The organism is Desulfurivibrio alkaliphilus AHT 2, from assembly GCF_000092205.1.
GTDB lineage: Bacteria > Desulfobacterota > Desulfobulbia > Desulfobulbales > Desulfurivibrionaceae > Desulfurivibrio > Desulfurivibrio alkaliphilus.
In genome coordinates this window covers 2,648,604-2,672,132 of record NC_014216.1, presented here as the reverse complement: position 1 = coordinate 2,672,132, position 23,529 = coordinate 2,648,604, and the positions used below count along the sequence as shown (strand labels likewise).

The following is a 23,529-nucleotide window of genomic DNA, read 5'->3' as shown; positions in this document are numbered from 1 at the left end:
CGGTGCTGCTGAACGCTTACCTTTATTGGCGGGCCACGGTGAGGAATATCTGGGCCTTTTCGATTTCCGCCTCCACCTCGGGCAACAACCCGGCCAGGGCCCGCCAGTTGATTTTTTCCTGTTGCAGCAATGCCTTCAGATTTGCCTTGTCGGGGTAGGAGTTGCCGGCGGCCCCCGGCCCCTGTAAATTCATAAAGGCATCGGCCACCGCCACCAGGGCCGCCATGGAACGCAGATCTTCCCGGATTTCGGCCGAGGCGCGATGATGCCCGGCCAGCAGTTCCACCAGGTCGGCGTTAAGCTGCCATTTCTCGCCGATCATCCGCCCCACCCGGCCATGGTCCAACCCCAGCACCGCCGCCTCCGCCCGGTCCAGGGGCAGGCGGCGGTAAGCAGCCAGTTGCTGAATCTTACGATATTCCTGGGGGAAACAGACGTTTAAGGGGATTTTGCCCAAGTCATGCAGCAGGCCGGCCACAAAATATTCCTCCTGCTGCTGCCGCACCGCCCCCCGCCGACCGGCCAGCATTCTGGCGGTAACCCCCACTCCCAGGGAGTGGGTCCAGAACTTATCCATATTCAGGGCCTGAAAAGAGTCTTCCCGGCCAATACCGCCCAGTACGGCGGTACTTAAGGCCAGGTTTTTGATGGTATTGACCCCCAGCAGAATTATGGCCCGGGTCAGGGAGCCGATCTGGTTGGGCAGGGAGTAATAGGCGGAGTTGATCAGCTTGAGAACCTGACCGGTGAGCACCGGGTCCAGGGAAATTACCCGATTAAGGTCGTTGGCGGAGGTTTCGGGCTGGTTGCAGATCTCCATCACCTTGGTCACGGTGGTGGAAAGGCTCGGCATGCGCTCGATGAAGCGGCGAATTTTTTTTTCCTGCTCCGCGTTGCTCACTCTCCCTCCCCCCCCAACGAAACAGTCCGGCAGTGAGGATTTGATCTCCCCTACTGCCTTTGACCCTCTCGATTGAAGGCCACCGCATCTCGGTATTGTACCCCGGTTCCACCGAAAATGTCCAGAGCGCTGCCGATGGTGGCATCCAGGCGATCACGGCCCAGCTCTTTAATCCGGTATAGATCGTCGAGGCTGGCCACACCGCCGGCGTAGGTGGTGGGTAACGGCGTAGCGGCAGCCAGCAAGGTCAGCAGATCTTCCGCCACCCCGGCACACTTGCCCTCGACGTCCACGGCATGAACGAGAAACTCACAGCAAAATCGGGAAAAATACTCAAGAGAAGTGGCGTCAACCGCCATGGAGGTGAATTTTTGCCAGCGATCAGTAACCACCAGGAAGCGCCCGTCCCGCCGGCGGCAACTCAGGTCCAGCACCAGTCGCTCCCGTCCCACGGCCTTGACCAGGCGACGAAGGCGCTCTTCCAGCACCTGGCCGTCCCGGAAGACATAGGAGGTAACAATCACCGCCTCAGCCCCCAGGTCGAGCCAGCGGCCGGCGTTGTCGGCGGTGATCCCGCCGCCCAGCTGCAAACCGCCGGGCCAGGCAGCTAAAGCCTCGGCCGCCGCCGCCTCGTTACCCGGCCCCAGCATAATCACATGCCCGCCGTTAAGGTTGTCGCGCCGGTAAAGTTCGGCGTAGTAGGAAGGAGGTTGCTCGGCAACAAAATTGGTGGCCAGGGAACCCTGGTCGGAATCGGAAAGGGTGGAGCCGACAATCTGCTTGACCTTGCCCTCGTGCAAATCAATACAAGGCCGAAACTTCATAGCACCCCCCAAAAACGTAATCGGGGGCCAGACAGCCCCCTTACCACATTAAATTGATCGTTCAGTGGGCGGCAGTGCCGCCCGCTGAATTAGCAACCTTCTTTGATCATGAAGGTAATCGGATCAAGCTGCAGCGCCCGCTCCGTGGCCTTGCCGGTGGTATCTTTTAGGATATTGAGGTCGATGCATTCACTGCCGGAAGCCGGCTGCAGCAGCACCACGGTATCGAAGATATCGGCCACCTCGCGGCAGGGGGCGGGCACGCCCTCGCCCTTGGCCTCTTCGTCTTCCTGGTGGCTGACCGCTGAAAACCAGACCTCAAGATCCATGGCCCGGGCCATCTCGGCCAAATCTTCCAGGGTTTGACGATCCACCGCGGTGAAATCGTAACCGTCCACCACCATGCAGCCGGGGCGAATCAGGTTCTGGTAAACCAGGTCGTTGAGGCGCTCTTCCAGGCGGGCCCGGTTGAAGGATGATTCCTTGAAGGTCATGATCATCCGGTTGCGCATGATCTCGTCGTAGATCTCGTAGGGGTTGGCCAGCTTGCAGCCCTCGACGATGTCTTTAAAAATGTCGTCGTACCAGATCCGGGTTTTCTCCAGGCTCTGGCCGACGCTGACGTGGATCACCTGCTTGCCGTTGAGCAACGAGTCCAGGGCGATCTGCACCAGCATGGCGGTTTTGCCCAGGCCGGCCCGGGCCATGACCAGCCCCATCTGCGAGCGGGCCTGGCCTTCGGACCCGGCCTTCAGGTGACGAATCGGGTTTTTGGCAATCAATTCCTGCTTAAGCATGATGGGGTCTCCTATTTTTTATCCTGTTCTTCCTTTTCTTTCTTGGCCTTGGCAACCAACTCTTCGGCCACGCTCTTGGGCACCGGCCGGTAAGCCGAGAACTCCATGGTAAACTCCGCTTTGCCCTGGGTCAAGGAACGCAGGTCGGTGGAGTAGCCGAACATCTCGGACAGCGGTACCTCGGCCTCGACCACGGTGTAGTCGTCTTCCTCGGTGGTGCCGATGATCATGCCCCGGCGCTGGTTGAGGCTGCCCATGATCCCGCCCTGGAACTCGGTGGGGCCTTCCACCGCCACCTTCATGATGGGCTCCATGATCACCGGCTTGGCCTTGAGGTAACCTTCCCGGAAGGCGCCCAGGGCGGCCTGCTGGAAGGCGACGTCGGAGGAGTCCACCGAGTGGGCGGCACCGTCGTTGATCGCGCAGCGAATACCGGTGATGGGGGCGCCGATCAAAGAGCCCTTGGCCATGGCCTTCTGGAAGCCCTTGTCACAGGAGCTGATGAACTCCCGGGGAATCACGCCGCCGACGATCTGGTCGACAAATTCGTACTCACCCTCTTCCAGGGGCTCCAGGAAGCCGGCCACCCGGCCGAACTGGCCGGAACCGCCGGTCTGTTTCTTGTGGGTGTAGTTGAAATCGGCCTTCTGGGTGACGGTTTCACGGTAGGCCACCTGGGGGGCGCCCACTTCCACTTCGGCCTTGTACTCCCGCTTCATCCGCTCGATATAGACATCCAAGTGCAGCTCGCCCATGCCGGAGATAATGGTCTCGTTGGTCTCGGCGTCAACAAAGGTCTTGAAGGTGGGATCTTCCTTGGTGAAACGGTTCAGGGCCTTGGACATATTGCCCTGGGCCTTGTTGTCCACCGGCCGGATGGCCAGCGAGATAACCGGCGCCGGCACGTGCATGGAGCTCATGGAGTAGTTGACGCTGCCGTCGGTGAAGGTGTCGCCGGAGGCGCAGTCCACCCCGAACAGGGCGACGATATCGCCAGCCCCGGATTCCTCGATATCCTCCATCTGGTCGGCGTGCATCCGCACCAGGCGGCCGACCTTGATCTTCTTGCCGGTCCGCATGTTGACGATACTGTCGCCCTTCTTCAGGGTGCCCTGGTAGGTACGCAGGTAGGTAAGCTGGCCGTAACGGCCGTCTTCCAGCTTGAAGGCCAGGGCGATGAGGGGATCCTTGGGATCGTTGGTTACCTTGAACTCGGCCTCTTCGTTGTGCAGATCCAGGGCGTAGTTGGCAACTTCCTGGGGATTGGGCAGGTAATAGGTAACGGCGTCCAGCAGGGGCTGAATGCCTTTGTTTTTGTAGGCCGAGCCCATCAGTACCGGGGTCAGTTCCCGGCTCAGGGTGCCCTTGCGGATGGCGGCCCGGATCATCTCCTCGGTGGGTTCGCCTTCCAGGATCGCTTCCATCAACTCGTCCGAGAACATGGAGGCGGCATCCAGAAGAGCTTCACGCTTGGTCTCCACTTCGTCGCGCAGATTCTCGGGAATCTCCTCTTCCCGGATCACCTCACCCTGATCACCATCGAAGTAAAGGGCCTTCATGCTCACCAGGTCCACCACCCCGGCCAGGTCGCCTTCCAGGCCGATGGGCACCTGCACGGGCACGGCGTTGAGGTTGAGCTTGTCGCGCAACTGCTGGGTTACCCGGTCGGGGTTGGCGCCGGTACGGTCGCACTTGTTGACAAACGCCATGCGGGGCACCCGGTAACGGGTCATCTGGCGGTTGACGGTGATGCTCTGGGACTGCACCCCACCCACCGAGCAGAGCACCAGAATGGCGCCGTCCAGCACCCGCAGGGCCCGCTCCACCTCGATGGTGAAATCGACGTGGCCAGGGGTATCGATGATGTTGATGCTATGATCCTTCCAGTCGCAAAAGGTGGCCGCCGAAGCGATGGTAATCCCGCGCTCCCGCTCCAGTTCCATGGAATCCATGGTGGCGCCGACCCCGTCCTTGCCGCGGACCTCATGGATGGCATGAATCCGCTGGGTATAAAAAAGGATACGCTCGGTCAGGGTGGTCTTGCCCGAGTCGATATGGGCGCTGATTCCGATATTACGGGCTTTGGCCAGGTCTCTCATGATGCTTTCCTCTGTTTACTTCGTGGGTGTTTTCGCCGCTTGTCCGCCGGCAACCAGCCAGCTCACTATCAAGCCGTAAAGGTTCAGCCGTGCCCCATCTTGCGGCAAGCGGCCCGGCGCCGCGTACATCAGTACGCCAGCCGGGCCGATCGCCGCAAGATGGGGTGCGGCTGAACCTTTACGATCAAAGAAAGCCCGCCTTCCCGGCATGCGGAAGGGCGGGCTTGTCTGTACCTTGGTGCCGGGACCAGGATTCGAACCAGGGACACTCGGATTTTCAGTCCGATGCTCTACCGACTGAGCTATCCCGGCATACTCGTATAAAGAAACGAGAGGGTCTATTTATTGAAATGGCGACGGAATGTCAAGCTTTTTCTCACCACAGGCGATAATATTCCCGATGATCATGGCCCCGGCCGCCGGACCGCTTTATCCGGTTGCCAAAGCTTGACTATCGGACTATTTTAGCACCCCGTGACCAATGACCGCACCCCCCTGCCAAGGAGTTAGTTGATGCCTGCCGTTTACCGCCGGACCCTTACTTTGGGCCTGATTATGCTGATTCTCCTCACCGTCGCCGCCTGCGCCGGCCGCACCCACCAGGTTCGTCATCTGGCCTCCGATGTCGGGATGCTGGAGCGCGGCGACCACCAGGAAGAGGTGCTGGCCATGATGGGTCCGCCGGACCAACGGCGCACCCTGGCCGACGGCGGCGCGCAGTTGATCTACCTGGAGCACCGTAAAAGCCGGATGAAGCGCAGCCTGCTCTTTCGCTGGCTGGGCCACGAGGACTTTCACCTGGCGGTGGTCACCCTGCACGACGGCCGGGTCAGCAACCTGGTCTACCGGCTATTAAGCCCCGAGGAATTTCGCAACTATCGGACCGATCTCAGCAAGGTCCCGGACTTCGGCCCATGAGCAACGGTTACGAAAAAACCCGGCGGCGGATGGTGGATGAGCAGTTGATCCCCCGGGGCATCGACGACCAGGCGGTGCTGGAGGCCATGGCCACGGTGCCGCGTCACCTCTTTGTCGAAGAGGCCCTGCAACCCCAGGCCTATGGCGACTTCCCCCTGCCCATCGGCGAAGGCCAGACCATCTCCCAGCCTTATATCGTTGCCCTGATGACCCAGTTGCTTAAGCTTAGCCCCGGCCAGCGGGTGCTGGAAATCGGCACCGGCTGCGGCTACCAGGCGGCAATTTTGGCCGCCATGGGGGCCCAGGTGTATACCGTGGAGCGGATCAAAAGCCTGCTGGCCCGGGCCCGCCGCACCTTCGACCGGCTGCACTTTTTCAATATTTTAAGCAAGGCCGACGACGGCACCGAGGGTTGGCCGGAACACGCCCCCTTTGACCGGATCATCGTCACCGCCGGCGGCCCCCGGATCCCCCGGCCCCTGGTGGAACAACTGGCCGACCCCGGCATTCTGGTGATCCCGGTGGGGGACCGCGACCTGCAGGAGCTTACCGTGGTAAGCAAGGAAAACGGCGAAGTGGAAAGCCGGGTGGCGGAGCGGGTGCGTTTTGTCAAGTTGCTGGGCGCCCATGGCTGGCAGCATGAGTGAAGCCAAACCCACTGGAGCCTTGAGACGGCTCTACGATTATTGCCTGTACCTGATGAGCAAGCCCGGCGGGGTCTGGGTGCTGTTCTGGGTGGCGGTGGTGGAGTCTTCGGTCTTCCCCATCCCGCCGGATGTCTTTCTCATGGCCCTGGCCATCGCGGTGCCGGCCAAAGCCTTCCGCTTTGCCCTGATCTGCACGGTGGGCTCGGTGCTGGGGGGCATGCTGGGCTACGGCATGGGCTATTTTTTCATGGAGCTGGTCGGCCACCGGGTGATCGCCTTTTACGGCATGGCCGAGCAGTACCTGCAGGTCCAGGCCCTTTACCAGCAATACGACGCCTGGGCGGTGGGCGCTGCCGGCTTCACCCCCCTGCCCTACAAGCTTTTCACCCTTACCGCCGGGGCCTTTGAGCTCAACTTCGCCACCTTCTGCCTGGCCTCGCTGATCTCCCGCGGCGCCCGCTTTTTCATGGTGGCGGCCTTTATCTACTACTTCGGCCCGGCCATCCGAGGCTTCATCGAGCGCTATTTCAACCTGCTGACCATCATCTTCCTGGTGCTGCTCATCGGCGGCTTCGTGGCCTTCAAGACCTTGCTTTAACAACGCTCCAGCACAATGCACTGCTGGGCGCACAGCTTGACCACCTCGGCCAGCTCCGGGGTTAACGGCAGGCAGTCGGCGACCAGCAGCCGGGCCTTATCACCGGTTTCATCCATGCGGAAAATATCCGGGCAAAGCTCGGCGCAACCGCCGCAGCCGTTGCATTCATAGGTATCAAGCAGTACTTTCACCGGCTTTGCGGCAAGCATCGGTGGTTCTCCTTTTAATTGCGCAGCAGGCGTAACTCGGGCGGCTCCCAGTCGAGGCGAAAGGGCGGCTCGAACTCCGGCAGCTCGGCCAGGTCGGCGGGCACCAGCTCGGCCAGGTCGGCCGGTTCCCGGCCATGCCGGGCCCGGTAAGCCTCGATGGCCTCCTGCACCATGATCGCCCGCTGAAACATGGTAATACTGTGGCGGTAGCGCTCCTGCATCAACTCATCTTCCTCGCCGGCCAGCATGGCCTCCAGCAGCAGCAGGCCGCCGTAAAGGTCGCCCCCCGCCCCGGAGAGGGTGGCGGCCAGGTGACCGAACCAGGCCGGCGCCCGGGGCCGCCCGGCGGCCTCCTGCAGATACGAAGCGGCGGCGACATGATCCTGCAGGTAATAAAAACTGTTGAAGCCGGCGAAAAAGGGCAACTCGAAACGCTGGGGCAGCGCTTCCATCCCCTGCCGGTGCAACTCATTGGCCTCCCGGGCATAGTGATCGTTAAGCAACGGCAGGGTCGCCTGGGCCAGGTAGTAGGAGTCGATAAAGTGGGGGTGCAACCGGACCGCCGCCCCCAGGGTGGCGGCCAGGGGGGCGGCATACTCCAGGGGGTCGCGCTTGGGGTCGACCCCGCCGTGGAAGACGGCGGCCCGCACAAACTGCACCTCGCCGCCCAGTTGCTTGAGATAGCCCAGCCCGATTTGCTGCACCGCCGGCGGCAAAGGGTGGCGCAACTCCACCGTCGCTGCATCCAGCCCCCGTTGCTGCAGGCCAAAGGCCAGCAGATAACAGGCCAGCAAACTCAAGGCCAGCAGCGGCCGCACAACTTTCATCGCTGCGCCCCCGTGCAAGCTTCCATTTATTGCAGATCCCGGCGTTGGTAGACCACACAGGCCAGCCACAGCGCCAGCACCACGTAGGCGGCGGCCAGGCCGAAGTTAAGCAGCAGCTCGCCCGCCGCCGGCCAGGGGCCGGCCACGGTGATCAGGTTTTTGTAATCCAGGTGATTATAATCGGGGAAAACGGCGGCCAGCGCCTTGAGCAGCCCCGCCAGCACCGGCAGCGCCTCGGCCTGCTGGGCCACCGCCTGCCGCACCACCGGCAGCCCGGAGCAGATGGCGTAATAGGCCAAAGAGAGCAGCAGCACCGGAAAGCTGCCCCGGATCAGGCCGGAGAAAAGCAGAATCACCGCCAGCAGCAGCAACTGCAAAGCAAAAAGCCCGCCCCAGGCCAGCAGGTAGGCCGCCAGGTTGAGCTGCGGGAAATAGCTGGCCGAGACCATCCCCTTGATCACCTGCAGCGTCGCCAGCCCCAGGCCGCCCAGCAGCAGGTTGAGCAGCAGCAGCAGCAGGGCCAGCCCGGCAAAGACCCCCAGCACGTACTCCCCGCGGGAGAGCGGCCGGGCCAGCAGGCCGTAAATCACCTTCTTTTCCTCATCCAAAGCCATTACCTGCACGGCGTGGAAGAAGAGAAAGATCAGCCCGGCAAACCAGGCCATGGAAAGCACGAAATCGGCGGCCGCCCGGCCGATGTCGCGGGGAATGAAATCGATGAAGAACAGCGCCCCCGACTGGCCGGCCACCGCCAGGATCACCAGCCCGATCAGGGCGTGGCGGCGCAGGCCGTCGAGCAGCACCAGCCGGGCCAGGGCCCCGACCCTGATCAACTTGGCGCCCATCATTGCTCCCCCTCGCTTTGCACCAGGTCGAGGTAGCCGGCGGTGAAATCCCGGCCGCCCCGCTGGGCCGCCAGTTCCGCGGGCATCCCCTCAAACAGCTTGCGGCCCCGGTGCAGCACCAGCACCCGGTCGGCCAGCCGGTCCACGTCTTCCAGAATATGGGAGCAAAAGAGGATGGAGCGCCCCTTGGCCTTCAGTTCGCCGATCAGGCCCAGCATATCGGCCCGACCGATGGGGTCCAGGCCGCTCATGGGTTCATCCAGAATCAGCAGTTCCGGCTCATGCAGCAGGGCCAGGGCGAAGTTGGCCCGCTGCTGCATCCCCTTGGAGTAATCCCGCAGGGGGCGTTTGCGGTCCGGCCAGAGACTGAGCCGGGAGAGCCATTTTTCCGCTCCGGCGGCGATTTGTTCCCGGCTCAAACCGCAGGTGCGGCCGCTGAAGCGCAGCATATCCAGCACATTGAGGTTGGCCGGAAAGTTGGCGGTCTCCGGCAGATAACCGATGCGCCGCCGCACGGCGGGGTCTTTGGGGGTGGAGCCCAGCAGAGAGATCTCCCCCCGGTCGGCCCGGATAAAGTCCAGCAGCAGCTTAATGCAGGTGGACTTGCCTGCCCCGTTGGCCCCCACCAGCCCCAGGGTTTCCCCGGGGGCCAGGGCAAAGGAAACCCCGGCCAGGGCCTGCTTGGCCCGCCGACCCAACTCCTTGGCGTAAGTTTTTTCTATCTGGTTAAACTTGATCATCTATCCCAACTTAACCTGACTGGTTCCACTGCCTACCCGAGATTGCTAGAGCCCGTGATCGGTTACGTGGCGCCAGTATAGTGGGCGCAGGCCGGCCCGTCAATTGGCTTGTGCAACTGGCGACCGGGAAAGAGGTGGTGGCATCCTTGGCTTTTGCCGAAGAAAAGCCCAGCCCACAAAAATGAAAAAAGCACCAGAGCCGTTGAGGCTACTGGTGCTTTTTCGGGGTTATCCGATGAGGAGTGTTGGTTTATTGGGCCTCAAACTCCTCATGATCAATAAAGGGGTCGTCTGTTTCGTGAGGCTCGGGCATATAGCCTGTAATTGGCAATACATCGCCACCCTGCCCAGGTACGAGAGTTTCCTGGTCACGATGAATGGCGGTACTGGTGTTGGTGGCACCGTACATGGTATTGCCCTGCAAATGCTTGCTGATCGCGACATAGGAAACTGCCGTGGCGGGGATAACATCGGCTTGCATTACGACCCCATTGCCAATGGCCAGCGGCAACTGCTGATGGGCCTGGCGGGCCCACTGGGCCAGCACCATAGCGCCGGTGCTAGGTCCTTCAAGCAGATCTCCGGTGGCCTTTACCTCAGTAACATCGGCAGCTTCATGAGTTACCGCATACCGCAACCAGTCGGCGAAGAAGGCCTCTTGGGCGGTGGTCAGGTTGCGGACGTCGCTCAGGGCCGAGGAGTTGAAGCCCCGGATGCGGTACTGGGCGAACTGCGGGATGGCGACGGCCGCCAGAATACCGATGATCGCTACTACGATCATCAGCTCCACCAGGGTAAAACCCCCTTGTCCTTTTTGATGCATGCGCTGTAACATTTTCCTTACCTCCATAAGTTAATCGTTGGGCGGCAACCCTGCGGCCATTAACCCCACTAAGGGGAGCCGGTTGCCGGAATAAAAAACCGTGGGCGGCACAACCCCGACCAGTGGTCAGGGGGCCAGGCTTGCCGAGTTGCTACAGCACAACCCGTGCCAGTAGCGCTATTTTTTTTGCTTATTACGATTTTTCGGTAAGTTACATGAAAAAACAGGCGCCAAGCAACCTCCACCCAGGCCTTACCGGCCCACCCCCAACTGACACAATTTGTCAGTTGACTGGCAAATTGTGTCAACAGAGGGCAAAAGTATCGCAACCGGATAACAAAACCTGACAATTTATGTCACCCAGCACGCCCTGCCCAAGCGACAACCTCCCGCAAATTCGGCCACATTTAACCGTCCGACCAAATACGTTATTATCAACCGGCGGTGGCCGTGGTATAATGGCTGGCGCCCCGTGGAGCGGGCACAAATAACCTGGCCCCAGGGCCATCGCCCCAGGTGACCCGGCGGGTATGATTTTTGCAGTGTTTCAGGCGGGTGGGATTCTCGTCGGCCACGTCGCCAATTCCGCCAAGGACCGGCAACACCAAGTAATTTAACGGGGCCACCCCGGAACAGGAAAGTTGAGCATGCTGACGCTGACACGGTTGCGCATAACAGGGCTGGGCGCCAAGGGCTTCACCCTGATTGAGTTGATGGTGGTGGTCGCCATCATGGGAATCCTGGCGGCGGTGGCCCTGCCGGTGATCAACAACAGCCTGCCCAACTACCGCCTGCGGGCCGAGGCCCGCGAACTGGTAAGCAACTTCAAAAAGGCCCGGCTGGAGGCGGTGAAACGCAACCGCAACGTGCTGATCGAGTTTGATCTGGCCACTGACGGCTATCGCATCTTTGTCGATATGAACGACAGCAACAGCTACGATGAAGGTGAAGATGTGCTGTTACTCAACCACACCATGCGGCCGCAAACCCAACTGGTGAGCACAACCTTCAAGACCGATGATATTTACCACCTAACCGGCTTCAACTCCCGTGGCCTGCCGGTGGGTGTCATCAACCGCTCCGTGGTCATGGGCACCACCACCGCCGACCCCAGATTTTATACTTTGTCCCTTTCCGTAGCCGGCAGCGTCAACCTGCAGGACGGCCAGGTTGACGACGGCGCTGATGAAGACAACGATGAAGTGTAAGCACGAAGTGTAAATAAAGTGAGCGATAAGCCGACGGAAAGACCATGAATCACGGAAACCGCTGCAGACAACAAGGCTTCACCCTGGTGGAAGTGCTCATCGCCCTGGCCTTGGGTGGCGTGGTGATGGCGGCGGTGCTGATCTCCTTTCGCGGCCAGCATGCCACCTATATTGCCCAGGATCATACGGTGGAGATGCAGCAGAACATCCGGGTGGCCATGGATATGGTAAGCCGCGATATCCGCAGCGCCGGCTTTCCCGGCCCCGGCCAGGCCCAGCAGGGATTGGGTTTCAGCGTAAGCAACAGCACCAGCCGGCTGGTTTTTTCCCGGGTGGGCGATGACGGCCAGGTGGAGTGTATCATGTACGATCAATACGACAGCGCTTCCGCCCAGGTTCCCGTCCTGGGGAGGGTTCGCTCCAATGTGGCCTGGTCGGCGGGCGACTGCAACCTGGCCAGCCTGCATGCCGGCAAACGGCCGCTGGCGGAAAACATCGAGGAAGCGGAGTTTCTTTACCTGCTGACCGACGGCACCGCCACCACCGAGCCGGACGCCAACGACCTCGACAACATCCGGGCGGTGGTGGTCTCCCTGCTGGCCCGGGCCGGTCAGCCCGACCCCCGCTTTAACCCGGGCGGCAATGACATCGAGTATATTTCCGCCGGCGGCACGGTGTGGTCGCGGGATGACAACGTGCGCCGGCGGCTGCTGACTCAGACCATTCACGGTCGCAACCTGGGGTTATGAGCATGAACCGCGCCACCCAACAGGAAGGGTTCACCCTCATTGAAGTGCTGATCGCCATCACCCTGCTGGCGGTGGGCATTCTGGCCGCCGGTTCCATGCAGATCTCGGCCCTGGGCGGCAACCACCTGGCCATGCGAATAACCACCGCCTCCTCCCTGGCCGGTTCCACCATAGAAGAGATGATGCGGCGAGAATACGACGACCCGGCCCTGGATGCCACCCTTGACCCGAATGAAGGTGACTACGACCCAGAGGACGCCGCCAGCCTGAACAACGCCTTAAACAACCTGGAACATGCAGATATTGCCACCTGGCCCTCAGAGGTGGAGGGCTTTGAAATCTTTTACCACGTGGCGGAAGATTACCCCCTGCCCGACAACAAGACCATCCGGGTGACGGTGCGCCGCGACGACCGGGGCGTACTGCGCACCGTGGCCCTGGACTACATTAAGATGCAATTTTAATGAAGGCCGCCATGCAAAAATCAATCTTTTACCCACCACAAGCAGCGGCCCCGACCCGGCATGACCGGGCAAACAGCGGCGGGGCGGGCCAACGGCCGCCACGGCAGCAGAGCGGCTTCGTGCTGGTGGGCGCCCTGCTGATCATGCTGGTGCTGGTGCTCATCGGCATTGCCGCCACCACCGCCACCAACCTGGAGCTGCAAATCGCCGGGGTGGAAAAATCCCACACCGAGACCTTCTTCCACACCGACGGCGGGGCGGAAATGGCCACCCTGCTGCTGGAAGAAAACATCATCTGCGCCGGTTTCGAAGGCAACGAAGATCGCCAGATCGGCCCCATCCGGGTATTCAGCGACACCCTGAACTTCTGGACCCAGGACCCGCCGGACTTCCCCGCCGATATCCTGGCCTTTGCCGACGACCCGGCGGGAGAAGCCGACTTCATTTTAAACAACTACCCCTGGCAGACCCCCGGCCCGGACCGGCGCACCAGCGTGCGGCTGGGCGGGCAAACCGTGGAGGCCTTCGGCGGCGCCCAGCAGATGGCCGCCGGCTATGTCGGGGTGGGCAAGGCGGCGGGCAGCGGCTACAGCTCGTCGCTGGTCTACGACATCTACGTGCACCACCAGGGACCGCAGAACACCGAAAAGCTGCTGCAGGTAAGATGGCGCGCCTACGGCATGCTGGAGACCGGCTGCCGGGTGGACGAGGACTAAGACAAGAGAATGCCACAAATTTGAGGGGATCAAGATGACAGCAAAGGTAAAGAAGTGTAAAACGGCGCTGGTCACCGGCATCCTGGCCCTGCTAGCTCTTTTGTTGCCGGCAGCCCCGGCCCTGGCCGATTACTGCTACAGCGACGACCCCGACAAAGTTCCCCCCTTTCTCACCCCCGGGGTGGACCCCAACATGCTGATGATCATCGACAACTCGGCCAGTATGTACGATCTGGCCTACGTCCATGATCCCCGTTACTGCTACGACGAAACCTACGACACCGACCAGATCTACACCGGCTATTTCACCGTCGATGGCTGGTACCGGTACGATTTTGACAGCGAACGCTTTGTGGCGGCCGCCCCGGAAGCCGGCTGCACCGAGGCCAACTACCGTAAAGGCTTGGTCGGTTCCCGCGAGATCTGTCTGGAAATTTCCACCGGTGTCGACATCGACGGCGACCCGGTGGTTACCCTGGAGAGCTTTGCCGCCCGGGGCAACTACCTCAACTGGACAGCGGCCTCCAAGATGGATATCGAAAAAGAAATCCTCACCGGCGGCAAGTACGAGGACGACGCCCTGGTGATGGAATCGCGGGGCTGCCTGGAGAAACGCTTTGTCAAGCAGACCACCATCAGCCCGGCCGGCAGCGACGGCTCCGGCAGCCACCACCTGGCGGTGGCGGTGCGCCCACCCACTCCCATGGAGCAGCTGACCAATCCGGATGACCATACCACCCGGATCGAGATCTTTCCGGTTAACGACAGTGACGGCGCCTACGACCATGAGGCCTGCCAGAACGCGGTGGAGGAGATGCGCAAGGACAGCCCCAACCTGGGCGCCTTGAAGGGTTACATCGACGACTGTTTTGATTATCGCTCCGGCACCGCCGGCGACCACACAGTCGCCTCCCAGGCCGCCCTCAACCACGCCATTCAGACCTGCTGGTTCATCGTCAAGCATGACGACCCCGGCTCCATCACGGTGGGCGACATCAACCGGTCCATCAACGCCTGTGAGCAGATTTACGAGGGCAACGGCCCCCCCGGCATCGACCCCAAGGATATCACCACCGACCACATGGGCTATATGTGTTTCGGCAACTACAACGCCAAGCGACTGGGGCACGGCGGTGACCACCCTGTGCACGTCAGCGGCTATATCGGCTACTGCTGGGATCACAGCGCCGTCACCTGGCGACCCAACGATAAAATCCAGAACGACGGCTGGAGCGCCAACACTTACGACTCGGTCAACGCTTGCGTCAAGGACGGCCTGCTGCGCTACTGCGGAGTTATCGATGTCCCGCCGGTGACCGACCCCAGCGACCAGGTAACCGGAGTCGGTGACGATACCGGGGAGTTCTGGAACCTGCCGGCGGTGCTGGTGGACTCCGGGGTGATCAGCCAGATCGGCCACCCCATCGCGGTGCTGCAAGGTCGGCTGGCCACGCCCGAGGCCCCCTCCGGCCTGCTGCAGGAATTCGCCAACGATCTGCGGATGGGCGCCATGGTCTTCAACCGCGACGGGGCCGCCTACGAATGCACCCTGTCGGACACCCTTTACGCCTGCGACGACAATGTCCGCGACGGCGGCCGGGTGATCCAGCCCGTCGGCCAGGGCGAGGCCCACACCGCCAGCCTGGTGGCGGCGGTCAACGCCATTGTCGCCGACACCTGGACGCCGCTGGCGGAAACCATGTACAACGCCATCGGCTACTACCTGCAGGACGAAAATATGCGCCTGCACGAAGATGATTTCAGCATCGGCCCGGGGCACGCCCCCATCACGGCCTGGTGCCAACCCAACAACATCCTGCTGATCACCGACGGGGCGCCCACCGCCGACCTCAACCCGCAGATGGTCAATTTCGCCTCGTCCCTCAATTACAACCTGGGCAGCGGCACCTGCGACGCCCTGCACGGCAGCACCTGGCTGGATGACCTGGCACGCTACGCCTACAGCGGCCTGGCCGAAGATGAGAGCCTGAACTTTGCCGCCCCGGACTCCATCGCCGAAGAAGAGTATCGACCCATCTTCACCCACGTGGTGGCGGTGGGTGATTTTCGCGATGACGACGCCGACAAGTGCAGCCCCCACAACCTGCTGGCCGAAACCGCCGAAAGCGGCGGCACCAAGCTGTATCAGGCGGTAAACCTGTCTGAGTTGGAAACCTATCTGCGGGAGGCCTTTCGTAATATCCGGGCCGGCGCGGCGGCCGGCTCCGCCGCCTCGGTAATCTCCGCCACCCGCTCCGGCGAAGGCGCGGTTTACCAGGCCATCTTCTGGCCGGACAAGTTCGACAACCTCGACAATGAAATCAACTGGGCCGGCGAGGTGCAGGCCCTGCTGGTGGATACCCACGGCAAGCTCTATGAAGACAGCAACCAGAACCGCCTCCTGGACCCCTGTGCCGACCCCAACGACGACAGCGGCGACTGCGACCGGCCGGTCACCGTCTTTCATCACCCGGGGGCCGGCACCTCCATGGCCTGCCTGGGGGTTTGGGATGAGGAGAGTAACAGCTGCGCCGGCGATGTCCGGGAAATTTCCGATGTCAACTACCTCTGGAGCGCCAATGACTGGCTCACCACCGTCAGCGGCGGCTCCATCACCGGCAATCGCAACGATTACCTGCACAAAGACCGGAGTCGCTACATCTTCACCTGGCACGACGGCAACAACGACGGCATTGTGCAAAGCACCGAGATTCTGCCCTTTGAGGCCGACGAGATCACCAACCTGGGTGCTGCCGTTTACCAGGATTTCGGGGTGAACACTGAAGCCGAGGCGGCAAATGTCATCAACTGGATCCGCGGCCTGGACCAGGCGGGCCTGCGCAGCCGCCAGATCATGCACAACGGCGAACTCGCCACCTGGCGGCTGGGCGACGTGGTCCACTCCACCCCCACCGTGGTGGCGCGGCCGGCGGAAGGCTACCACTTCCTTTACCGCGACTCCTCCTACGCCCGCTTCGTCAACCGGCACACCAACCGCCGGCATATGATCTACTTCGGCGGCAACGACGGCATGCTGCACGCGGTTAACGGCGGCTTTTTCGAGCCGGGCCAGAACAAGTTCTGCCTGACCCCGGACTGCACCGGCGAAGAAGGTGATCAGGCCATCCCATTGGGGGCCGAAATGTGGGCTTACGTGCCCTATAACCTCTGGCCCCACCTCAAGTGCCTCACCGACCCCGACTACGGCCACAAGTATTACGTCGACCTGGTGCCGCGGATCTTTGATGTCCAGATCTTCGAGGATCAGGACGAAAATATTTACACCGACGGCTGGGGCACCATTTTAGTGGGGGGCATGCGCTTTGGCGGGGAGACGGTGGAGCTTAACGGCAAGACCTTTTCCTCGGCCTTTTTCATCCTGGATATCACCGATCCGGAAAAACCGCCCCGGCTGCTGGCCGAAATGACCTTCAGCCAAGACGACCTGATGGCCATGGGCTTCACCACCGCGGTGCCCACCGTGGTGCCCATGGTGCAGGGCGACACCTCGGAATGGTACCTGGTGCTGGGCAGCGGCCCCACCAACGTTAAGGGGGAAAGCGACCAGCATGGCAGCATCGGGGTGATTTCCCTGGGGGAACTGGTTCATAGTAGCAACCCCGTGCCCTTCCGGATTCCCGATACCCCGCCGGGCGACACCTTTGACCAGCAGACCGGCAGCTTTACCCTGCCCGATGCCAACTCCTCGGTCTCCGAGCTGATCACCGCCGACTTCGGCCTCAACTACCTGGCCAACGCGGTTTACTTCGGCACCGTCAGCGGCAATTTCAATGATGGCTGGGGGGGCAAGATGTACCGGCTGGTTACCGACAGCCGCGACCCGGAAGGCAACCAGGAACTCACCACCCCCGACCAGTGGCCCACCTTGCTGGACACCGAACCCAACCCGGTGGCGTTGATCGACGTCGGGCAGCCGGTGACCGCCGGGGCCTCCATCTCCTTTGACTACTACAATTACTGGGTCTACTTCGGCACCGGCCGGCTGTACAACAGCGATGATTACAACGACGATGACATCTTCCACTACTACGGCATCAAGGAACCCCGAAACTGCAGCGTGGCCGGCTCCTTTACCTGGGAAACGGTGGCCAACCAGGATTACCTGAGCACCAACCCCGACCTTAACACGGCAATCCCCGGTAACCGCGGCCTGCTGCGGGTGGACCAGATCGAAGTGCAAGCCAATCGCCTGGCCAGCGCCGCCGGCCTGGAATGCAGCGACGACAGCGACTGCCTGCCCAGCGAAGTGGAATATTTTGCACAACTGCAGGATTACATTGCCGGCTTCGGCTGTACAGCACCGCTGGCGGAGCAGGGCGTGGACGGCTGGTACCGCAAGTTTCACCGGGAAGGTGAGCGAAACCTGGGCCAGGCCACCATCCTGGGCGGCCTGCTGACCTATTCCGCCTACCTGCCCAACGAAGATATCTGCAACCCCGAAGGCACCTCCGACCTTTACGCCCTTTATTTCCAGACCGGCACCGCCTGGCACCGGTCGATCTTCGGGCGGACACTGGAGGAAGGCGAGTGGGTGGATTACCGGGTTCTGGTGGGCCCGGGCCTGGCCACCACCCCCAGCCTGCACGTGGGGGCGGATACCGGCGCCAAGGCCTTCCTGCAGACCAGCACCGGCGCCATCATCAGCATCGACCAGCCGGAGCTGCCCTTTGAGGATCATCGACCCGGCCGGGCCTGGTGGCGGGAGCTGTACCGCAACATTTTAACCGACTAAACCGTAAGCGGCCACGGGGCACCCCGTGGCCGCTTACTTGCTTGAAGGTAGGCTTTTGCGATATTTACACGACACGGCGCTGCTGGCCGACCTGCTTTACGACCGGCGCCTGCTCAACAAGCAGCAGGTACATTTTTTCCGGGAGAAGGCGGCAAGCCAGTTGCAAGCCCTGAACAAATCCGCCGGCGCCCGCAAACGGCGGGCAGGTCCTGAAAGCGCCGGCCGCCCGGACCTGCTTGATGCCCTGCTCTCTTTTCGCTTTGAAAACGGGGACAAACCCGGCGAGGTGCTGAGCGAAGAACAGGTAATCCGGGCGGTGGCCGAAGCCTGCGGAATGCCGTTCAAGAAGCTTGACCCGCTGGAGCTGGAGCTGGCGGTGGTCACCAAGACCATCCCGCGCGGTTTTGCGGTTAAACACCTGATTCTGCCGCTGGCCATTAAAAACGGGGTGCTGGAGGTGGCGATCCACGACCCCGAAAATTGCGGGGTCCTTGGCGAGATCGAGCGGGCGGTACAAATGACGGTGCGGCCCTGCCTGGCCACCCGCAGCGATATTCTGCGGATGCTGCAGGAGTTTTTCAACTTTCAAAGCTCGATCTCCGCCGCCGAGGATAACCTGGCCGGCCCCGGGGTCGACCTGGGCAACCTGGAACAGTATGTCAAGGTGGCCTCTTCCGAAGAGGCCGCCTCCACCGACCGCCATATCACCACGGCGGTGGACCATCTCTTCAACTACGCCTTCGAGCAGCGGGCCAGCGATATTCATATCGAGCCCAAAAGGGAAAACAGCCTGGTACGGTTGCGCATCGACGGCGCCCTGCACACCGTCTACCAACTGCCCAAGGTGGTGCACGCGGCGGTGGTTTCCCGCATTAAGTCGCTGTCTCGGCTTAATATTGCCGAAAAACGGCGCCCCCAGGACGGGCGGATCAAGATCGACCGGGGCGGCCGGGAGGCGGAAATCCGGGTTTCCACCATCCCGGTGGCCTTCGGCGAAAAGGCGGTGCTGCGGATTCTCGACCCCGAGGTGCTGTTCCAGAATCTGCAGGCAAGCGGCTTTTCTTCCCGGGACTACCAGTGTTACCGGCAGATGATCCACGCCCCCCACGGCATGATCTTAATCACCGGCCCCACCGGCAGCGGCAAATCCACCACCCTTTATTCCACCTTGAAAGAGATCGCCTCTCCCGAGATCAATATCGTGACCATCGAAGACCCGGTGGAGATGGTGCATGAAGAGTTCAACCAGATCGCGGTGCAGGCCCAGACCGGGGTAACCTTCGCTTCGGTGCTGCGCAACATCCTGCGCCAGGACCCGGATGTAATCATGGTCGGCGAGATCCGCGACCGGGAAACCGCCACCAACGCCATCCAGGCCGCCCTGACCGGCCACCTGGTCTTCTCCACCCTGCACACCAACGATGCCGTTTCCTCGGTGACCCGACTGGTGGACCTGGGCATTCAACCCTTCCTGGCCGTCTCCACCCTGCTGGGGATCATGGCCCAGCGCCTGGTGCGGCGTATCTGCCCCCATTGCGTGGAAAGCTACAGCATGCCGGCGGTGGAGTTGCGAGCTTTAAATTTGCCTGTAAGCGAGGAAGAGGGCGACCAGTTGACCCTGCAGAGAGGCAAGGGCTGCCGCGCCTGCCGCAATACCGGCTACCTGGGCCGTTGCGGGGTGTTCGAGGTCTTTGAGATCAGCGATGAGGTGCGCCGGCTGATCGCCGCCCGGGCCGGCGAAGACGAAATCCGGGCCCAGGCCCGCCGGGAAGGAATGCTGACCCTGCGGGAGGATGCCTGGAGCAAGGTAAAACAGGGCATCACCACCCTGGACGAGGCCTTAAGGGTCACCACCTGAGCGCTTACAATTGCTCCCTGGCCTGGTTCATGTTATCTTGCGGCCATGAAAAAGAAAGATCCCGGCGGCAAGGTGGTCTGCACCAACAAAAAGGCTTATCACGATTACCATATCGAGCAGGTGCTGGAGGCCGGCATGGTGCTCAACGGCCCGGAGATCAAGTCGCTGCGGGCGGGCAAGGCCAACCTGAAAGACGGCTATGCCCAGGTAAAGAACAACGAGCTTTTTCTCTACAACGTCCATATCTCGCCCTACCCCTACGCCAGCATGACCCCGCCGGACCCCTTGCGGGTGCGCAAACTGCTGCTGCACCGGCGGGAGATCAACAAGCTGATCGGCAAGCTCAAGGAGCAGGGCTATACCCTGGTACCGCTCAAGATTTACCTCAATCCCCAGGGGCGGGCCAAGCTGGCCCTGGGCCTGGCCAAGGGCAAAAAGCTGTACGACAAACGGGCGGCCTTGAAACAGAAGGAAACCGACCGCGAGCTGCAGCGGGTGATGCGCCGGGGGTAGCGCTGCTGGGGCCGGCAAAGCGGCTGAAAAAAGCCGAACTTTTTGCAGAAACCGGTTGTCTTAACAAGAGAACCGACTAAGATCGGATGAGATAAGCTGGCTGCCCGGCGGCGCTACCCCCGAACCGCGCCGCCGGGCACCACCAGCCAACACGAAACCATTGAAAAGAAGGGGGGCGAAACGGCTTCGACGGGGATATATAAGTACGGGCTGCATGCCGAGGACTCCATCACCCTCGCAAATCCGGTGGAACTAAATATAGTCGCAGACGACTATGCTTACGCAGCTGCCGCCTAAACAGCGAGCACTGCCGTCCTGCTGAACCGCTCCCGCGGGTTCAGAATCAGGGCGTCGACTAGCGGGATAGCTTTTGGAAAGGCCTGTGTTCCAACGGCGAAACTTAAGCAGGATAGTGTCGCGGCTGTTGCGCTCCGGCGGCGGACCGGCACGATAAACCCATCCCCGGAGCTAAGCATGTAGACGCCTGCTGCGGAGTATTTCCGGACCCGGGTTCAACTCCCGGCGCCTCCACCAATTTTAAAAAAGAAAACCCGTCAGCCCGAACTCACCGGGCTGACGGGTTTTCTTTTTATAAGGAAATCTTCTTCAGCATAAATACCTCCGTAATCGTTATGTCCGGGCGGTTACCCGCCCTGCCCTCTTTTCCCGAGAAAACCAAAGACCGGCATTTTATGTTTTTAAGTCCGTTCCCCGTCCCCCGATCCGCGTCCGAAACAACAAGGCCAACCGCGCCCCACCGGTGCTTGAACGTGAAAGAACATCTTCCGACATCCAGCCGTTTGGGGGTGGGCTTTTTCGTTGACACGCCGACAGGCAGCATTTTATCCTAAAAATAAAGTCTTTTTTAGGTGAGATTTGCACGGGGTTGTCGCTGATGACCCATTTTTAGACAGGTCGGCCGAAAGGGACCACTTGCAGCCATCACCAGCTCAAAAGGCCGATAATCGCGGCCAAAGGGGTGAAACCAATGCGTGCCTTCTCACGATTCACCCAGCTGCTAGCGCTGATGATGATAGTTTTCCCCCTGTTTGCCTGTAGTAGCAGCGGCGGTGGCTCATCCGGCAAAAGTGATGCTTTCACCATCAAGGGCAGGATCGTGGATGCGGATGGCAGCGGGGTGGCGTCGGCCACACTCACGATCGTCGGCAAAACAATCGCGACTACGACCACCGACTCAGGAGGGTACTGGCAATTCAAGGTAACCGGGAGCGCGGTGGTCACACCCAGCAAAGCTGGTTACTTATTTGTTCCTGCATCCAGAGAGATAAGCGGCCCTGACGACAGTGGTGATTTCACCGCGCAGCTTCTTGATGCGTCGGGGCCGGCCGCCATCGCGGCGCTGGTGGCGAATAATGATACAACTGAAGCAGGGTTGTGGTTGCTGCTGGAGTCGCTGGGGATCGGCGTTTATACCCCTGATGGGTATCAACTGCTGGCCGGCTCCGAGAGGAAGGAAGATGATTTCTGGCTCTACGACTTTCAAATCCCCATGCTGGTTTCCCTGGTCCAAGCTCCGACATCCCCCTTTACCCACCTGGTGGACGAGCTCTCCGAGGTCGGCCTCGAAATCAGCTCCGAAGACCTACTGTCACTCTACCAATCGGTATACACTATCCACGCGGAAACTTTCCTCGTTCAGTTTCTGCTTGCGACAGGCCTCGATTTTTCCTCGATGCCGCAGGAGATTACCGCCCTGCAGCAGTGGCTGCTGTTGCTGGATACGGTAGTCCCACCAAACCGTACCGAGCTTAACGATGCCGCTCCGCTGGCTCTTAACCGGGATGCATCCTGCCTGATCTCCGGCCCGGCTCTTTCCGGTTGGGGGTTTGTCTACGGAGCTTCCAACCATGCAGAAGTCATCGCTGCCGAAGCGGCTTTCACCGCGATCAACGCCCCGTTGTTCCGCTCATCCCTGGACATTCGGCTGACTTTTACCCCGGAGATTGCGCGCGAAGGTACCTGTGGCCCCGGTGAAGAGTCCACGCTCACCGTCGAGGTATATTCGTCGTTTGTCCCGATTCCGGTGGCGGTCACCTGTGGCTATTTAACCGGGATGCAACTGCCTGGTATGACCGGCTTTCTCGAAGGCGCAGAGGTGGAGTGGTCGCTGTCGCCCGTGCTAGAGGAGCATGGCACGGTGCGCTTGCCGGACGGCTCCCCCTACTTGGGGCTTGCCAGCAAAACGGACGCCATGGGCCAAACCAGCCTTATTTACGAGCCCCATGAGTCCGAGCTGATGGGCTTAGGGGCCGAGGTGCTTGAGCCCGCAATTATTTGGGTAACGGTTGACGCCGTTCCAGCCCTGAGACTCGCAGGAATCACCGACCAGTTGTTCCTTTCGCTTATCCCGCCAGCCAGGGAACTCGAGACAATGTATGTGGCATGGTACATGCCTGGGCCGGTTCAGTCCTCCGGGATGATGACTGGAGGCGGATGGACATCGGAAGGACAAAGCTACAACCCGCTTGGCCCGGAGGGGCAATGGACAACCCAGACAACCCTTACCGGCCCTTACGGCACCCTTGCCGGCAGTTCCACCTACACGATGCCGCCACGGCCCAAGGCGGAGTGGTGGGAAGAAAACAGGTTCCTGCCGTGGGAGTCGGAACCGTACCAACTGACGATGAGCGGACAACAAACCATTATTGACGTGCTAGTGGATACAGATGCCACCTACGATATAGTCTCGTTGATCCGGTGCGAAAACGATGTTCCACACTTTGACATTTCCTCATGCACCGTAAACACGACCACGACGGTCACCGGACCCGATTTCTCACATACCGTGACCGACACGAGCACATGCGAACCCGGTGAGCCCTGGCCCATAGGAAACGCACCCTGATAAAAGACGAAAGTGGAAATAATCCTCAATGAGTTCAACATCTCCGGCACCATCGACGTCCTCACCGAATCCGAAGGCCGGGGCGTCCTCCGCTTCGGATCGCTTGACGCCCTCCGAAATCGACTCACTCAAGCAAGCCATGCGCTCGGCCAGGGAGAAGACCCTGGAGCGCAA

20 protein-coding genes, 1 tRNA gene and 1 other RNA gene are annotated in these 23,529 nt (G+C 61.1%); 12 read left to right on the top strand and 10 right to left on the bottom strand.

Annotated features, from left to right (window positions below; all coding sequences use genetic code 11):
• Positions 1-22: 22 nt before the first annotated feature.
• The 5 genes from DAAHT2_RS11650 to DAAHT2_RS11630 all read right to left on the bottom strand — a co-directional run bounded on the left by DAAHT2_RS11650 (position 23) and on the right by DAAHT2_RS11630 (position 4,933).
• On the bottom strand, positions 23-901 hold the full coding sequence (locus DAAHT2_RS11650) for an HDOD domain-containing protein (protein ID WP_013164473.1): 879 nt from the start codon (positions 899-901) through the stop codon (positions 23-25).
• 50 nt (positions 902-951) lie between these two features.
• Positions 952-1,725: a phosphoribosylformimino-5-aminoimidazole carboxamide ribotide isomerase gene (gene hisA / locus DAAHT2_RS11645; protein ID WP_013164472.1), complete on the bottom strand. Its 774-nt coding sequence runs from the start codon at positions 1,723-1,725 to the stop codon at positions 952-954.
• Between the two features lie 89 nt (positions 1,726-1,814).
• Positions 1,815-2,522, bottom strand: coding sequence for a hypothetical protein (locus tag DAAHT2_RS11640; RefSeq protein WP_013164471.1), 708 nt, complete (start codon positions 2,520-2,522; stop codon positions 1,815-1,817).
• An 11-nt stretch (positions 2,523-2,533) separates the two neighbouring features.
• Complete coding sequence (fusA, locus tag DAAHT2_RS11635; protein ID WP_013164470.1) at positions 2,534-4,621, bottom strand: elongation factor G; 2,088 nt, start codon at positions 4,619-4,621, stop codon at positions 2,534-2,536.
• A 236-nt stretch (positions 4,622-4,857) separates the two neighbouring features.
• Positions 4,858-4,933 (bottom strand) — tRNA-Phe (locus DAAHT2_RS11630).
• 201 nt (positions 4,934-5,134) lie between these two features.
• Here DAAHT2_RS11630 and DAAHT2_RS11625 point away from each other — a divergent pair.
• From DAAHT2_RS11625 to DAAHT2_RS11615, 3 genes are read left to right on the top strand one after another with little or no spacing between them, the layout of a single operon-like run.
• Positions 5,135-5,539, top strand: coding sequence for a hypothetical protein (locus DAAHT2_RS11625; RefSeq protein WP_013164469.1), 405 nt, complete (start codon positions 5,135-5,137; stop codon positions 5,537-5,539).
• Complete coding sequence (locus DAAHT2_RS11620) at positions 5,536-6,186, top strand: protein-L-isoaspartate(D-aspartate) O-methyltransferase (protein WP_013164468.1); 651 nt, start codon at positions 5,536-5,538, stop codon at positions 6,184-6,186. Before DAAHT2_RS11625 ends, DAAHT2_RS11620 begins: the two co-directional genes overlap by 4 nt.
• A complete protein-coding gene (locus DAAHT2_RS11615) occupies positions 6,179-6,784 on the top strand; it encodes a YqaA family protein (protein WP_041719812.1) in 606 nt (201 codons plus the stop codon). Before DAAHT2_RS11620 ends, DAAHT2_RS11615 begins: the two co-directional genes overlap by 8 nt.
• Here DAAHT2_RS11615 and DAAHT2_RS11610 read toward each other — a convergent pair.
• The 5 genes from DAAHT2_RS11610 to DAAHT2_RS15255 form a co-directional block, all read right to left on the bottom strand.
• Positions 6,781-6,993, bottom strand: a complete 213-nt coding sequence (locus tag DAAHT2_RS11610; protein WP_013164466.1) for a ferredoxin — start codon at positions 6,991-6,993, stop codon at positions 6,781-6,783. The genes DAAHT2_RS11615 and DAAHT2_RS11610 overlap by 4 nt on opposite strands.
• A gap of 14 nt (positions 6,994-7,007) precedes the next feature.
• Positions 7,008-7,820 carry a hypothetical protein gene (locus DAAHT2_RS11605; RefSeq protein WP_013164465.1) on the bottom strand — a complete coding sequence of 271 codons (813 nt, stop codon included), beginning with the start codon at positions 7,818-7,820 and terminating at the stop codon, positions 7,008-7,010.
• 26 nt (positions 7,821-7,846) lie between these two features.
• Positions 7,847-8,668, bottom strand: a complete 822-nt coding sequence (locus DAAHT2_RS11600; protein WP_013164464.1) for a hypothetical protein — start codon at positions 8,666-8,668, stop codon at positions 7,847-7,849.
• Positions 8,665-9,405, bottom strand: a complete 741-nt coding sequence (locus tag DAAHT2_RS11595; protein WP_013164463.1) for an ABC transporter ATP-binding protein — start codon at positions 9,403-9,405, stop codon at positions 8,665-8,667. Before DAAHT2_RS11595 ends, DAAHT2_RS11600 begins: the two co-directional genes overlap by 4 nt.
• Before the next feature lie 250 nt (positions 9,406-9,655).
• Positions 9,656-10,228, bottom strand: a complete 573-nt coding sequence (locus DAAHT2_RS15255) for a type IV pilin protein (RefSeq protein ID WP_083774439.1) — start codon at positions 10,226-10,228, stop codon at positions 9,656-9,658.
• Positions 10,229-10,875: 647 nt separating this feature from the next.
• On the opposite strand from DAAHT2_RS15255, the gene DAAHT2_RS15140 reads away from it, so the two are divergent.
• The 9 genes from DAAHT2_RS15140 to DAAHT2_RS11545 all read left to right on the top strand — a co-directional run bounded on the left by DAAHT2_RS15140 (position 10,876) and on the right by DAAHT2_RS11545 (position 23,355).
• Positions 10,876-11,436, top strand: coding sequence for a GspH/FimT family pseudopilin (locus tag DAAHT2_RS15140; RefSeq protein ID WP_013164461.1), 561 nt, complete (start codon positions 10,876-10,878; stop codon positions 11,434-11,436).
• A 44-nt stretch (positions 11,437-11,480) separates the two neighbouring features.
• Entirely contained in the window at positions 11,481-12,185 is a 705-nt protein-coding gene (locus DAAHT2_RS11580; RefSeq protein WP_013164460.1) for a prepilin-type N-terminal cleavage/methylation domain-containing protein, read from the top strand.
• A 2-nt stretch (positions 12,186-12,187) separates the two neighbouring features.
• Complete coding sequence (locus tag DAAHT2_RS14055) at positions 12,188-12,649, top strand: type IV pilus modification PilV family protein (protein ID WP_049824417.1); 462 nt, start codon at positions 12,188-12,190, stop codon at positions 12,647-12,649.
• A gap of 11 nt (positions 12,650-12,660) precedes the next feature.
• Entirely contained in the window at positions 12,661-13,365 is a 705-nt protein-coding gene (locus DAAHT2_RS11570; protein WP_013164458.1) for a PilX N-terminal domain-containing pilus assembly protein, read from the top strand.
• 34 nt (positions 13,366-13,399) lie between these two features.
• On the top strand, positions 13,400-18,118 hold the full coding sequence (locus DAAHT2_RS11565) for a pilus assembly protein (protein ID WP_013164457.1): 4,719 nt from the start codon (positions 13,400-13,402) through the stop codon (positions 18,116-18,118).
• A 55-nt stretch (positions 18,119-18,173) separates the two neighbouring features.
• Complete coding sequence (locus DAAHT2_RS11560; protein ID WP_041718995.1) at positions 18,174-19,976, top strand: GspE/PulE family protein; 1,803 nt, start codon at positions 18,174-18,176, stop codon at positions 19,974-19,976.
• Positions 19,977-20,021: 45 nt separating this feature from the next.
• Positions 20,022-20,489 (top strand): SsrA-binding protein SmpB, encoded by a 468-nt coding sequence (smpB, locus tag DAAHT2_RS11555; protein WP_013164455.1) that lies wholly within the window; start codon positions 20,022-20,024, stop codon positions 20,487-20,489.
• Positions 20,490-20,660: 171 nt separating this feature from the next.
• Positions 20,661-21,023: a transfer-messenger RNA gene (gene ssrA / locus DAAHT2_RS14455) on the top strand.
• 454 nt (positions 21,024-21,477) lie between these two features.
• Positions 21,478-23,355, top strand: a complete 1,878-nt coding sequence (locus tag DAAHT2_RS11545) for a carboxypeptidase-like regulatory domain-containing protein (protein WP_013164454.1) — start codon at positions 21,478-21,480, stop codon at positions 23,353-23,355.
• Positions 23,356-23,529 lie beyond the last annotated feature (174 nt).

Coding starts and splice junctions, on each gene's coding strand:
- hisA (WP_013164472.1), bottom strand. CDS start 1,725: ATGAAGTTTCGGCCTTGTATTGATTTGCACGAGGGCAAGGTCAAGCAG.
- DAAHT2_RS11640 (WP_013164471.1), bottom strand. CDS start 2,522: ATGCTTAAGCAGGAATTGATTGCCAAAAACCCGATTCGTCACCTGAAG.
- fusA (WP_013164470.1), bottom strand. CDS start 4,621: ATGAGAGACCTGGCCAAAGCCCGTAATATCGGAATCAGCGCCCATATC.
- DAAHT2_RS11625 (WP_013164469.1), top strand. CDS start 5,135: ATGCCTGCCGTTTACCGCCGGACCCTTACTTTGGGCCTGATTATGCTG.
- DAAHT2_RS11620 (WP_013164468.1), top strand. CDS start 5,536: ATGAGCAACGGTTACGAAAAAACCCGGCGGCGGATGGTGGATGAGCAG.
- DAAHT2_RS11615 (WP_041719812.1), top strand. CDS start 6,179: ATGAGTGAAGCCAAACCCACTGGAGCCTTGAGACGGCTCTACGATTAT.
- DAAHT2_RS11610 (WP_013164466.1), bottom strand. CDS start 6,993: ATGCTTGCCGCAAAGCCGGTGAAAGTACTGCTTGATACCTATGAATGC.
- DAAHT2_RS11605 (WP_013164465.1), bottom strand. CDS start 7,820: ATGAAAGTTGTGCGGCCGCTGCTGGCCTTGAGTTTGCTGGCCTGTTAT.
- DAAHT2_RS11600 (WP_013164464.1), bottom strand. CDS start 8,668: ATGATGGGCGCCAAGTTGATCAGGGTCGGGGCCCTGGCCCGGCTGGTG.
- DAAHT2_RS11595 (WP_013164463.1), bottom strand. CDS start 9,405: ATGATCAAGTTTAACCAGATAGAAAAAACTTACGCCAAGGAGTTGGGT.
- DAAHT2_RS15255 (WP_083774439.1), bottom strand. CDS start 10,228: ATGCATCAAAAAGGACAAGGGGGTTTTACCCTGGTGGAGCTGATGATC.
- DAAHT2_RS15140 (WP_013164461.1), top strand. CDS start 10,876: ATGCTGACGCTGACACGGTTGCGCATAACAGGGCTGGGCGCCAAGGGC.
- DAAHT2_RS11580 (WP_013164460.1), top strand. CDS start 11,481: ATGAATCACGGAAACCGCTGCAGACAACAAGGCTTCACCCTGGTGGAA.
- DAAHT2_RS14055 (WP_049824417.1), top strand. CDS start 12,188: ATGAACCGCGCCACCCAACAGGAAGGGTTCACCCTCATTGAAGTGCTG.
- DAAHT2_RS11570 (WP_013164458.1), top strand. CDS start 12,661: ATGCAAAAATCAATCTTTTACCCACCACAAGCAGCGGCCCCGACCCGG.
- DAAHT2_RS11565 (WP_013164457.1), top strand. CDS start 13,400: ATGACAGCAAAGGTAAAGAAGTGTAAAACGGCGCTGGTCACCGGCATC.
- smpB (WP_013164455.1), top strand. CDS start 20,022: ATGAAAAAGAAAGATCCCGGCGGCAAGGTGGTCTGCACCAACAAAAAG.
- DAAHT2_RS11545 (WP_013164454.1), top strand. CDS start 21,478: ATGCGTGCCTTCTCACGATTCACCCAGCTGCTAGCGCTGATGATGATA.